This is a genomic window from Methylophilus glucosoxydans (assembly GCF_042676145.1).
In the GTDB taxonomy this organism is placed as follows: domain Bacteria; phylum Pseudomonadota; class Gammaproteobacteria; order Burkholderiales; family Methylophilaceae; genus Methylophilus; species Methylophilus glucosoxydans.
This window is the reverse complement of sequence record NZ_JBHTJW010000001.1, coordinates 55,842-68,323: the sequence shown is the minus strand read 5'-3', so window position 1 is coordinate 68,323 and position 12,482 is coordinate 55,842. Positions and strand designations below refer to the sequence as shown.

The following is a 12,482-nucleotide window of genomic DNA, read 5'->3' as shown; positions in this document are numbered from 1 at the left end:
TGGAGAGGACAAGACATAGACGGATGACAGAACTGTTTTTGATGGTTAACACGTTTGTAACTTCAATTTAAAGACCATTGATGGGTCTGCGGCCTCATGCAGCAGACAGCAGACGAGGCAAATGTTTGCGCGTGCGGTTTAATGCAGCCCGGCTGCCTGATGCAACCAGAACGTCGGGATATCGACTTCAAACCAGTGCCCATCGACGGCCACCATCTGATAAGTGCCATACATTTCCCCACTGGGTGTACTGAACATGACGCTACTGGTATAGCGGTATTCTGCATCGGGCGCCAGCAAGGGCTGCTCGCCGACCACCCCCAGCCCTTTGACTTCCCGCACCTGTTGCATAGCATCGGTAATCACCCAGTGTCGACTGATCAGTTGCGCAGGCGTTTGCCCGGTATTGCGGATCGTAATCGTATAGGCATAGATGTACTGCCCCGTTTCCGGCGAAGACTGATCAGGCAAGTACTCTGTCTCGACAGATACCTGACAGGCATAGAGGGCGCGTTCGGTCACATTTATCCTATCATGCCAGTGGTTGGTGAACTAGGGCTGGCAGAATACAGCTTTTTCGCCATACGTCCGGCTAAAAAGGACTCACGGCCAGCCTCAATGGCTTTTTTCATGGCGCCTGCCATCAATACCGGGTCACGCGCAGCCGCAATAGCAGTATTCATCAACACGCCGGCACAGCCTAACTCCATCGCAATCGCCGCATCAGACGCACAGCCTACGCCAGCATCCACCAAGACCGGGATCTTGGCATTTTCGATGATAATTTGCAGATTCCATGGATTTAAAATCCCCATGCCGGAACCAATCAGCGAGGCCAAGGGCATCACTGCCACACAGCCAATGTCCTCCAGCTGCTTGGCGATGATCGGGTCATCCGAGGTATATACCATGACCTCAAAGCCTTCTTTGACCAGCGTTTTGGCCGCAGCAATGGTTTCGGTCACATTCGGATACAAGGTATTCGGATCACCCAATACCTCCAGCTTGACCAGGCGGTGATCATCCAGCAACTCACGCGCCAGACGCAAGGTGCGCACGGCTTCTTCAGCACTGTAACAACCCGCGGTATTCGGCAGATAAGTAAATTCGTTCGGCGGCAAATACTCCAGCAGAGAAGGTTCGCTTGCATGTTGACCGATATTGGTCCGGCGGATGGCCACGGTAATAATTTCAGCGCCACTGGCGTCTATCGCAGCGCGTGTCTGCGTAAAGTCCTGGTATTTGCCGGTGCCAACCAACAGTCTGGATTGATAAGATTGACCGGCAATCACTAAAGCATCATTCATCATTAAACTTTCTATTCCATTCTTAGCTGCATAACGCTGATGAGATCGCGCTTAACCGCCACCGACCGCACCGACGATTTCCAGCTTGTCATCCGCGTGTAACTGCACGTGGGCAAACTGACTACGTGGCACAATATCGCCATTACGCTCAATCGCAATGCGCTTGCCTGTCAGTTGCATCTGCTCGACCAACGCTTGCACACTCATGGCCTCTGCGGCAAGTTGCATGGCTTTACCATTGACGAAAATTTGCATGCTGCTTTTAAAGGTTTTATTAAACAAGCCGATATTCTACGAAAAATCAGCGGATTTGGCTTTCAGTTTTTACGTCACATGCTTTCAAGCCATCTTCAACACGTGTCATCCAACTTGGAGGAGTATGCGTTATTTTAAGCGTGAACATGGCACCATGTTTGCTTTAATGTTGTAGCGATACAAATATGCCTGAAGAATTTGACAAGTTTGGTCACTACGGCAAATTCCGCATTGCTGCAGAATGAACTTTTTGTTAATTTTGGCGCCACAAGCACGGCGAACACAATTCGTTGTTTTGTGTAATGAATATTGAGAATCCCAAAAGGAAGAGTAAAAATGCAAATCGTAGAATCCTACCAAGCCGTTTCATCACAACATTTTTTGATTGATGAAATTTACGCCCCCAGCCTCAACAATGCTGCTCCCAACGCTAAAGCGTTTGCCGAAGAACAGCAACACTTGAAAGCCATCAACGAGCTTCATCGCTTTTTGGAATCGAGTTGCGACTGCGTTTAATACGCAGGGCGTTTCAAACCGACCCCGCAACGGGTCACTGATTTTCAGGTTGGATGCTTGAATCCAATCTTGGGTTAGCCGGAAATATGTGAAAATTCACTTCGGGCGCCCTTTACCCAAAAATTGCGCAACGACTGCGATATAGAAGTCCCTGCGTTAAAGTACAAGTAAAGATGAGACAAATAAAAAAAGATGGCTTTTATCGCCATCTTTTTTTATTTTCAGCGGTTGATTCAAAAGCAGCAACTACCTGTAAGAGCGGTCACTGCTATCGTAAGAAACTGCAGACTATTCAACAGATAGCTGTGGACGACCAGCTTCTGGCCAATCTAAGTGGAAGAACTGACCACGTGGCTGATCTTTGCGCTCATAGGTATGTGCGCCAAAATAGTCACGCTGACCTTGCAACAGGTTGGCTGGCAAGTCAGCACTTCTGTAGCCATCATAGTAAGCCAATGCCGCCGCGAAGCCTTGTGCCGGAATGCCATTGGTCACGGCCAACGCAATCACTTTACGCCAGCCTGCCTGACCTTCGTTCATCGCATTGGTGAAGTATGGATCCAGCATCAGGTTTTTCAGGCGTGAGTTCAATGCATAAGCATCGGTGATTTTTTGCAGGAAGCGCGCACGGATGATACAACCGCCACGCCAGATCTGGGCAATTTCACCGAAGTTGAGTTTCCAGTTGTAAGCCACTTGCGCCTTATCAATCAGCTGGAAGCCTTGTGCGTAGGCGCAGATTTTGGAGCAATACAAGGCATTTTTGATCGCCTCAATGGTTGCAACTTTGTCTTTCTCTTGCACAATCACTGGACCTTTGAGGATCTTGCTGGCTTCAACACGCTCCTCTTTCAGGCTGGATAATGCACGCGCATAGACGGCAGCTGCAATCGCATTGGCGGGCGCCCCCAACTCGAGCGCATTGGCCGCCGTCCACTGGCCGGTGCCTTTTTGGCCTGCCGTATCGAGAATCTGGTCAACCAGGAAGCCTTTGCCAGCCGGATCTTTTTGCTGCAGGATATCGGCCGTAATTTCAATCAGGAAGCTGGACAGCTCACCTTTGTTCCACTCGGCAAACACCTTGCCGATTTCATCGGCCGGCATGCCCAGCAGATTTTTCATCAGCCAGTAGGCTTCGCAAATCAACTGCATATCGATGTACTCGATACCGTTGTGCACCATTTTTACATAGTGACCTGCACCGTCCGGGCCGATATATTCCGCGCAAGAGAACCCACCCTGAACTGGTTTGCCAGGTGCGCCACCTTCTAACGGGGCACCGGTCACAGGATCCACTTTGGCTGCAATATCGCGCCAGATGGGCTCCAGACTAGCCCAGGCCTTGCGTGTACCTGAAGGCATCAGCGATGGACCAAAACGGGCACCGGTTTCACCACCAGACACGCCGGAACCAATGAACTCAATGCCTTTGGCAGCAAGCTCTTTTTCGCGACGGATGGTGTCCGTCCACAGCGCATTGCCGCCATCAATAATAATGTCCCCTTGCTCCAGGAAAGGCAACAGGGCGTTAATGGTCACATCGGTCGCGCTCCCGGCTTTCACCAGCAACACAATTTTGCGTGGACGCTTGATGCTCAGTACAAAAGAGGCCAAATCAGCATGCCCCACCACACGTTCGTGTGAGGGCTCATTCTTTTTACACTCCTCGATGAAGTTCAGCATTTTTTTCGGGTCACGGTTATAGACCGCAATGGTATAGCCGTGATCAGCAATGTTAAGCGCCAGGTTTTGGCCCATCACTGCCAATCCTACCAATCCAATATCCGCATTTTTTATAGTCATAGTTCTCTCTAAACAATGGTTAATTTAGTTGAAAAAAAAGCACAGGCTTTTGGCCTGTGCTTGGACTAGGGTATGTATTGAATATCCCATGCAAGTTGTTTTGAGAATCGCAACTGGCATAACATTTTCAGCACCTTAGTTTTCTTTCGCTCAAGTGTTCCAGTCGGTTACTTGAGTACGTTACCGAACATCTGCAAGGTCAATTGATATCCAATGTTGACCAGCTGCGCATCGTAACGTTCCCCTTCATCGCGCATGAAGGCATGTTGTCCATTAAATTCATGCCAGGTGTAATGCAGTCCGGGCACCGCGGCAAAGCGGTTATACAGCTCTGCACGCTTATCTCCCGGGATATGAGGGTCTTGCTTGCCCCAGATCATAAGCAACTCGCCCTTGATTTCGCCGACACGGTCCATGCTGTGCTGACCAGGCTGGTTCGGGATAATGTTGGTGTGCAAATCGGTGGCATAGAAACAGGCCGTCGCTTTCACTTCTGGCTGCAAAGCTGCACGGAAAGCCAGGTGACCACCGATACAAAAACCGGCCGCACCCAAATTGCCGTCATACCAGGCTTGCTTGTTCAGATAGTCAATCATGGCGCGGTTATCCGTGTCGTAGGCCTGCACATCTTTGGCCATTTTGTCCGCATTGCCTTTGTCACGGCCAGCATCGTCATAGCCCAATACCGTGCCAATCGGATTCAACTCATGGAACACTTCAGGCACCAGCACGGCATAACCATGCCCTGCTAAAAAGCGCGCTGCGCGCTCAATCGGACCGGTCTGCTGAAAAATTTCAGAGTAAAACAAAACCGCAGGCACTTTGCCATCGTGTTTTGGACGATGAACATAAGTACGCATCACCCCGGTCGGGGTGTCCAAATCAACGATTTCGCTCGTAATCAGCATGATAAATCCTTAAACAATCAAAAAATACCGGCTATTCTAGCGCTGTTTGCATGGCTTTTCACAGATATTGTGCCAGGGCAAGCAGAATTTTTTGCAATTCCGGCTGACAAAGTCGAGGTAGCTTGCCTTCATCACCAACCATGGGAGTTTGTATGCGCCCCTCATTCAATCTTGTTTGCTTCATGCTCTTCAGCACGAGCGCTTTGGTGGCCCATGCCGAGCTCGACCATGAGCTGGTTTACCGACTGAAAGCCTCGGTGGTAAAAGTGCACAGCATGACGCAAACGGGCGGTCACGGCGTCGGCAGCGGCGTGGTTGTGGCGCCAGATACAGTGGCTACCAATTGCCATGTGCTGGCGAACAGCAGCGGCGTTAGCGTTTCCAAATTCGGTGATAGCGTCAGCCCGGTTGGCATGGTCGCGGACTGGAAACACGATATCTGCCTGTTGAAATTTCAATATCTGGAACTGCCGCCAGTCAAGCTGGGCACAACCGCCGCCTTACATTATGGTGATGCCGTCTTTTCCATCGGCTTTCCAGGTGGACCGCCCAAGCCACAAACCATCGCAGGCCATGTGAAAGCCTTGTACCCCTATGATGACAGCCTGATTGTGCGCACCGATGCCGCGTTTATCATGGGCGCCAGTGGCAGCCCGACCTTTAACCAGACAGGCGAACTGGTTGCTTTAAGCACGTTTAAAAGTCCCGGCAAACAGGCCTACTTTTATAGTGTGCCGGTCGAGTGGATACAAACGCTGCTTGGCAAACAAGCCAGCAACAGCATTCAGGCCGACGCCACTCCCTTTTGGGACTTACCGCTGAATGAGCGCCCATTCTGGATGCAAGTGGTGATTCCTTACCAAAACAGCGACTGGCCGGCCGTAGAGCAGATCGCGCGCACTTGGTTAAGCCAGCAAGCAGAGGCTGCAGAAGCACACTTTTATTTAGCCAGTGCGCTACATGGGCAAGGGCACCTCGCCGCAGCCCAACAAGCCTATTTACAGGCCACCACGCTGGAGCCGAACTATCTGGAGGCTTGGTCAGGACTGGCCTTGCTCGCTCAACAATCCGCGCAGCCAAGCTTGCAGGCAGAGGCTGAGCGCCACCTTCAACAGCTCGCCAGCCAAACTCAATAGCTTGGGCACACTCGCTGACCAAAAGCCATCCGGCCAAGCGCAAGCATGATCAACCCCAGAGGCTCTGCTAGAATAGCGTTTTTAATGTTTATCCGATTGCTCCGTCATGACCTCTCGCAACCAGCAACTGTTTGAAAAATCCCAGCAACTGATTCCAGGCGGCGTCAACTCGCCGGTACGTGCGTTTCGCAGTGTCGGTGGCACGCCCATCTTTTTCAAAAAGGGCCTCGGCTCCAAGCTCTGGGATGCGGATGGCAAGGAATACATTGACTACATCAACTCCTGGGGCCCCATGATTTTGGGACATGCCCACCCGGAAGTTGTTGCAGCCGTGCAGCAAGCGGCCGCCAACAGCCTGAGTTTCGGCGCGCCAACCGGCCTCGAGCTCGAAATGGCTGAATTAATTAATCAACTTGTGCCCAGTATGGAACAAGTACGCCTGGTCAGCAGCGGGACCGAAGCGACCATGAGCGCCATTCGCGTGGCCCGTGGCTTTACCAAGCGCAATAAAATCATCAAATTTGAAGGCTGTTACCACGGCCATGCCGATGCCTTGCTCGTGAAGGCTGGCTCCGGCTTGCTCACCTTTGGCGAACCCAGCTCCGCCGGTGTCCCGCCAGAAGTCGCTGCGCACACCCTGACGCTCGATTACAACAACTCGCAAATGCTCAAAGACACCTTTGCCAGCATGGGGGACGAGATTGCCTGCGTGATTCTGGAGCCGGTAGTCGGCAATATGAACCTGATTGTGCCTCACCGCGAGTTCTTAACCACTTTGCGTGAACTGTGCACTCAGCATGGCACGGTGCTGATTTTTGATGAAGTCATGACCGGCTTCCGCGTGGCACTGGGCGGTGCACAGGCACTATATGGCATTAGACCGGACATGACGACCCTGGGCAAAGTCATTGGAGGCGGCCTGCCCGTAGGCGCCTTTGGTGGCCGCAAAGACATCATGAGCGTACTGGCACCACTAGGGCCGGTTTACCAGGCCGGCACCCTATCAGGCAATCCCGTGGCAGTGACCGCCGGGCTGACCACCCTCAAACTGATCCAGGCACCCGGCTTTTATGAGGCACTGACGGCAAAAACAGCGCAGTTAATGGACGGCATGAAGCAGGCAGCACGCAAAGCGGGCGTCACCTTTAGCGCACAAAGCGTAGGCGGCATGTTTGGCCTCTATTTTAGCGCCAGCAACCCCACCAGCTACGCCGACATGATGCAGGCAGATAAAAATGCCTTTAATCACTTCTTCCACAGCATGCTGAACAGCGGCATTTATCTGGGGCCATCTGCATTTGAGGCGGGCTTTGTCTCGGCGGCACATACCGATGCCGATATCGCCCAAACCGTACAGGCGGCCGAACAAGCCTTTGCCAGCCTGTAAGCCAAGCGGTTGCGTGGCGATTACCTCTCAGGCTCGCCACGCAAACAAATCCCCACATCACCGACCATCCCGGATGACGCCCCCTGAGCGGCCTGACACCTTCTGGCAGGCCATCTATATAAAGACAATCCAATCGCAATCTCTGATCCACGGACTCGCCAGGAGTGCTCTATTCAGGGATAAACGGCCTCACAAGCGTGACAGATTCAACTGAGCCCACCATTTTAAAACCCTGCTAGCTCTCTGGTATTTGTGTAAATTAAAGCGCAATTAATTGGTAAATAAAAACCATTCTCAACTAAAAAATAAAATGCCTTTATCCGTTATTTAACGCAGGCTAAACAATTGAAATTGCTAAACTTTAACGGTATCATTGAAGGTTCCTCCAAATGTTTTGTAAGTGAAGAATCTGGCAATGGACATGCAGTCTGACAACAACCTGATGAGTGCTTCTCAAGATACCGCAACCGCCCGGGACGACCAATTCGGTTTAGCTCCGCAATCCCAGGGTTTATATGACAGACGCCACGAGAAAGATAGCTGTGGCGTGGGCTTTGTCGCCCATATTAAAGGCCAGAAAAGCCACGACATTGTCGCTAAAGGCCTGCAACTGCTGGACAACCTGACCCATCGCGGCGCGACCGGTTACGACCCTAAACTGGGTGACGGCGCGGGCTTGCTGATGCAGATGCCAGATACCTTTATGCGCGAAGAGGCTGCCAAGCTGGGCATGACCTTGCCAGCAGCCGGACAATACGCCGTCGGTCAGGCATTTCTGCCACAAAACGCAGACAACCGCGCGAAATGCGAAGCCATCTTTGCCAAAATCATTGCAGAAGAAAATCAAACCCTGCTGGGCTGGCGTGATGTGCCGGTCGACAACAGCAATATTGCCGACGCCGCCCGCGCGGTTGAGCCTGTGATGCGCCAGGTGTTTATTGCCAGCACCGTGACCGACAGCAACACCTTTGAACGCAAATGCTTTGTGATCCGCAAACGCATTGAACACGCGATTCGCGCACTAAACCTACAAGACAAGGCACAGTTTTACATGCCGTCCTTCTCTTCGCGCACCATCGTCTACAAAGGCATGCTGCTGGCTAATGAAGTGGGCGTGTACTACAAAGATTTGAGAGATGAGCGCGTGATTTCAGCGCTTGCACTGGTACACCAGCGTTTCTCTACCAACACCTTCCCAGCCTGGGATCTGGCCCACCCCTTCCGCATGATTGCACACAACGGTGAAATCAATACCGTTCAAGGCAACGTGAACTGGATGGCCGCCCGTCATGAGACCATGAAATCTGCGGTGCTGGGTGAAGACTTGGAAAAACTGTGGCCACTGATTGCAGAAGGCCAGTCCGACTCCGCCTGCTTTGATAACTGTCTTGAGCTGCTGGTGGCTGGTGGCTATAGCCTGCCACACGCCATGATGATGCTGATCCCGGAAGCCTGGGCAGGCAACCCATTAATGGACGAAGACCGCCGTGCGTTCTATGAATACCACGCGGCACTGATGGAGCCATGGGACGGCCCGGCTGCAGTCGCGTTTACCGATGGCAAAATGATTGGTGCCACGCTTGACCGTAATGGCTTGCGTCCAGCCCGCTACCTGGTGACCGAAGACGACATCGTCATGATGGCGTCTGAAATGGGCGTGATCACTTTCCCACAAGAAAAAATCGTTAAAAAATGGCGTTTGCAGCCAGGCAAAATGTTGCTGATCGACATGGAGCAAGGCCGCATTATCGACGACGAAGAAGTCAAAACTGAACTGGCACAAGCCAAACCTTATCGCCAGTGGATTGAACAGACCCGCTTCCATTTGACCGACTTGCCTGGCGTAGGCAATGGCGAAGTCAGCCCGAAAGCGGATTTGCTGGATACCCAACAAGCCTTTGGTTACTCTCAGGAAGACTTGAAGTTTGTCTTGCAACCCATGATAGACAACGGCGAAGAGGGCTCAGGCTCCATGGGGAACGACGCGGCCTTGCCCGTGCTGTCCAACAAAGCCAAGACGCTGTACAACTACTTTAAACAGTTGTTTGCACAAGTGACCAACCCGCCGATTGACCCGATCCGTGAAGAGCTGGTGATGTCACTGGTGACATTTATCGGCCCTAAACCCAACCTGTTGGCGATTGATGAGACCAACCCGCCATTGCGTTTGGAAAGCGGCCAGCCAGTGTTGAGCCTGGAAGGCCTGGAAAAACTCAAACAGATTGAGTCTTTGACCAAAGGCCAGTTCAAGTCCATCGTCCTTGACCTGACTTATGATGCCGCCTTAGGTAAAACCGGCATGAAACAGGCCCTGGACGTCTTGCACGACCAAGCCGAAAAAGCCGTGCATGACGGCTATAACGTACTGATCCTCTCGGACCGTGCCGTCGCAGCGAACCGCATTGCCATTCCAGCCCTGCTGGCCTGCTCGGCCACGCATGAGTTTCTGGTCAAAGCCGGCTTGCGTACCAGCACCGGTCTGGTGATTGATACAGGCTCAGCCCGTGAAGTACACCATTTTGCCCTGCTGGCAGGCTATGGTGCGGAAGCTGTTTGCCCATGGCTGGTGTACGAAACCATCAAGACCCTGACCGGCGATGTTGAAAAAGCCGGCAAAAACTTCGTCAAGGCGATCGGCAAAGGCTTGTACAAAGTCATGTCCAAAATGGGCATCTCGACCTACCAGTCTTACTGCGGCGCACAGATTTTTGAAGCGATCGGCCTCAATAGCCAGTTTGTGAATGACTATTTCACTGGCACGGTCAGCCAGATTGAAGGCATCGGTCTGGAGCAAGTTGCCGAAGAAACTGTACGCATGCACATGCAAGCATTTGGGAATGACCCCGTGCTCTCCAATGCGCTGGAAGCGGGCGGTGAGTACGCCTTCCGTGTACGCGGTGAAGAGCACTTGTGGACACCGATGTCGATCAGCAAATTGCAGAATGCAACACGGACCGGCAAATATGAAACCTACAAAGAGTATGCCGCGCTGATCAACGACCAGACGCGCCGTCATATGACTTTGCGTGGCCTGTTTGAAATCAAACCGGCTGCTGCAGCCATCCCATTGGACCAGGTTGAATCCGCCAAGGAAATCGTGAAACGCTTTGCGACTGGTGCCATGTCTTTGGGCTCCATTTCAACCGAAGCGCACGCCACCTTGGCGATTGCCATGAACCGGATTGGCGGCAAGTCCAATACTGGCGAAGGCGGTGAAGACGTCAAACGCTTTATTCCGGTTCAAACAGAATCCAGCCTGGCCACCGTATTGGGCAGTGATTTGATTGAAGCAGATGTGCCAATGCAAGCGGGTGACTCTTTGCGCTCACGCATCAAGCAGGTGGCCTCTGGCCGCTTTGGCGTGACCGCCGAATACCTGAGCAGCGCTGACCAGATCCAGATCAAAATGGCACAAGGTGCCAAGCCTGGGGAAGGCGGTCAGTTGCCTGGCCATAAAGTGTCGCCCTACATTGCGAAATTGCGCTTCTCGGTGCCTGGCGTCGGCTTGATCTCTCCACCACCACATCACGACATTTACTCGATTGAAGATTTGGCACAGCTGATTCATGACCTGAAAAACGCCAATCCAAAAGCCTCGATTTCGGTCAAACTCGTGTCAGAAACCGGCATCGGTACCGTGGCAGCGGGCGTGGCCAAGGCCAAGTCCGATCACATCGTGGTCGCTGGTCATGATGGTGGGACAGGCGCTTCACCAATTTCTTCGATCAAACACGCAGGCACGCCATGGGAGCTTGGTCTGGCCGAAACCCAGCAGACCCTCGTACTCAACCAGTTGCGTGGTCGCGTCGTGCTGCAAGTCGATGGCCAGATGAAAACCGGCCGTGACGTGCTGATTGGCGCCCTGCTGGGTGCAGACGAATTTGGCTTTGCCACCGCACCGCTGGTGGTTGAAGGCTGTATCATGATGCGTAAGTGTCACTTGAACACTTGCCCGGTCGGTGTTGCCACCCAAGATCCAGAACTGCGTAAGAAGTTTACCGGCCAGCCTGAGCATGTCGTGAATTACTTCTTCTTTGTCGCTGAAGAAGTGCGTGAACTGATGGCCAGCATGGGCATTGCCAAGTTTGATGACTTGATTGGCCGTGCCGATTTGCTGGACATGAAAGCCGGCATCGAGCACTGGAAGATCAATGGCCTGGACTTCAGCAAAGTATTCCACTTGCCAGACATGCCAGCCAGTGTGGCACGCAAAAACAATGACGTGCAAGATCACGGCATCGCCAAAGCATTGGATAACAAATTGATCGCATTGGCTAAACCGGCGTTGGAAAAAGGCGAAAAAGTTACGCTTGAGTTGCCAATTGTGAACACTAACCGTACAGCAGGTACCATGCTGTCACACGAAGTGGCGAGCCGTTATGGCAACGCCGGTCTGCCCGACGGTACCATCCACGTCAAATTCACTGGCACCTCCGGTCAGAGTTTTGCGGCATTCCTGGCCAAGGGCATTACCTTTGAGCTGACAGGTGAAGGCAACGACTACGTGGGTAAAGGCCTGTGTGGTGGTCAGATCATTATCAAACCACCTGCAACATTCCGTGGCTTATCCTATGAAAACATCATCGTTGGTAACACCGTGATGTACGGTGCGACCACAGGCAGCAGCTTCTTGAGCGGTGTGGCGGGTGAGCGCTTCTGCGTACGTAACTCAGGCGCAACTGCCGTGGTTGAAGGCGTAGGCAACCATGGTTGCGAATACATGACTGGCGGGACCGTGGTGGTACTGGGTCAGACCGGCCAGAACTTTGCAGCCGGGATGAGTGGCGGCATTGCCTATGTTTACGACATTGACGGCCAGTTTGCCAAACGCTGCAATATGAGCATGGTGTCACTGGAAAAAGTCGAAGCGGCGGAAGCAGATGTTGGCAAAGTACAACACCTAGGCCTGCCAGACGAAGTGATTCTTAAAGGCTTGATCGAGCAGCACCTGGCGTTGACAGGCAGCCCTCGAGCAAAAGAACTGTTGGCCGACTGGTCAGCCGCGCGTGCAAAATTTGTTAAAGTATTCCCGAACGAATACAAACGCGCACTGACCGAAATGGCTGCAGCCTCCGCCAAGCAAGCCGCATAATCGTTTTTGTTAATTGAATGCCCCGCGTGATTGGCGGGGCTGTTTAAAGTTGTGTCTGTCACGAGCAACTGGGAAGAG

Annotated in this window: 9 protein-coding genes; 4 read left to right on the top strand and 5 right to left on the bottom strand. The window is 52.5% G+C overall.

The genetic code is table 11. The features are described from left to right. Positions 1–138: 138 nt before the first annotated feature. Genes apaG through thiS form a run of 3 tightly spaced genes read right to left on the bottom strand, consistent with a single transcriptional unit; the run spans position 139 to position 1,562 of the window. Positions 139–522 (bottom strand): Co2+/Mg2+ efflux protein ApaG, encoded by a 384-nt coding sequence (gene apaG, locus ACFQ1T_RS00300; RefSeq protein WP_275356445.1) that lies wholly within the window; start codon positions 520–522, stop codon positions 139–141. Positions 523–524: 2 nt separating this feature from the next. Further along, positions 525–1,307: a thiazole synthase gene (locus ACFQ1T_RS00295; RefSeq protein WP_313986372.1), complete on the bottom strand. Its 783-nt coding sequence runs from the start codon at positions 1,305–1,307 to the stop codon at positions 525–527. Between the two features lie 51 nt (positions 1,308–1,358). Continuing rightward, the gene (gene thiS / locus ACFQ1T_RS00290) at positions 1,359–1,562 is read right to left on the bottom strand and encodes a sulfur carrier protein ThiS (RefSeq protein ID WP_194749782.1); all 204 of its coding nucleotides are present in this window, start codon (positions 1,560–1,562) and stop codon (positions 1,359–1,361) included. A 336-nt stretch (positions 1,563–1,898) separates the two neighbouring features. On the opposite strand from thiS, the gene ACFQ1T_RS00285 reads away from it, so the two are divergent. Then, entirely contained in the window at positions 1,899–2,078 is a 180-nt protein-coding gene (locus ACFQ1T_RS00285; protein ID WP_194749724.1) for a hypothetical protein, read from the top strand. Positions 2,079–2,366: 288 nt separating this feature from the next. On the opposite strand, the gene gndA is transcribed toward ACFQ1T_RS00285, so the two are convergent. Together gndA and ACFQ1T_RS00275 are read right to left on the bottom strand one after the other, a co-directional pair. Then, positions 2,367–3,881 (bottom strand): NADP-dependent phosphogluconate dehydrogenase, encoded by a 1,515-nt coding sequence (gndA, locus tag ACFQ1T_RS00280; RefSeq protein WP_194749725.1) that lies wholly within the window; start codon positions 3,879–3,881, stop codon positions 2,367–2,369. Positions 3,882–4,048: 167 nt separating this feature from the next. Further along, positions 4,049–4,789: a dienelactone hydrolase family protein gene (locus ACFQ1T_RS00275; protein WP_194749726.1), complete on the bottom strand. Its 741-nt coding sequence runs from the start codon at positions 4,787–4,789 to the stop codon at positions 4,049–4,051. 182 nt (positions 4,790–4,971) lie between these two features. Here ACFQ1T_RS00275 and ACFQ1T_RS00270 point away from each other — a divergent pair, with 182 nt between their 5' ends. From ACFQ1T_RS00270 to ACFQ1T_RS00260, 3 genes are all read left to right on the top strand, one after another. Next, positions 4,972–5,925, top strand: coding sequence for a S1 family peptidase (locus ACFQ1T_RS00270; protein ID WP_379073362.1), 954 nt, complete (start codon positions 4,972–4,974; stop codon positions 5,923–5,925). A gap of 106 nt (positions 5,926–6,031) precedes the next feature. Continuing rightward, on the top strand, positions 6,032–7,312 hold the full coding sequence (gene hemL / locus ACFQ1T_RS00265; RefSeq protein ID WP_338656179.1) for a glutamate-1-semialdehyde 2,1-aminomutase: 1,281 nt from the start codon (positions 6,032–6,034) through the stop codon (positions 7,310–7,312). A gap of 442 nt (positions 7,313–7,754) precedes the next feature. Continuing rightward, complete coding sequence (locus ACFQ1T_RS00260; protein WP_379073746.1) at positions 7,755–12,404, top strand: glutamate synthase-related protein; 4,650 nt, start codon at positions 7,755–7,757, stop codon at positions 12,402–12,404. Positions 12,405–12,482: the final 78 nt, after the last annotated feature.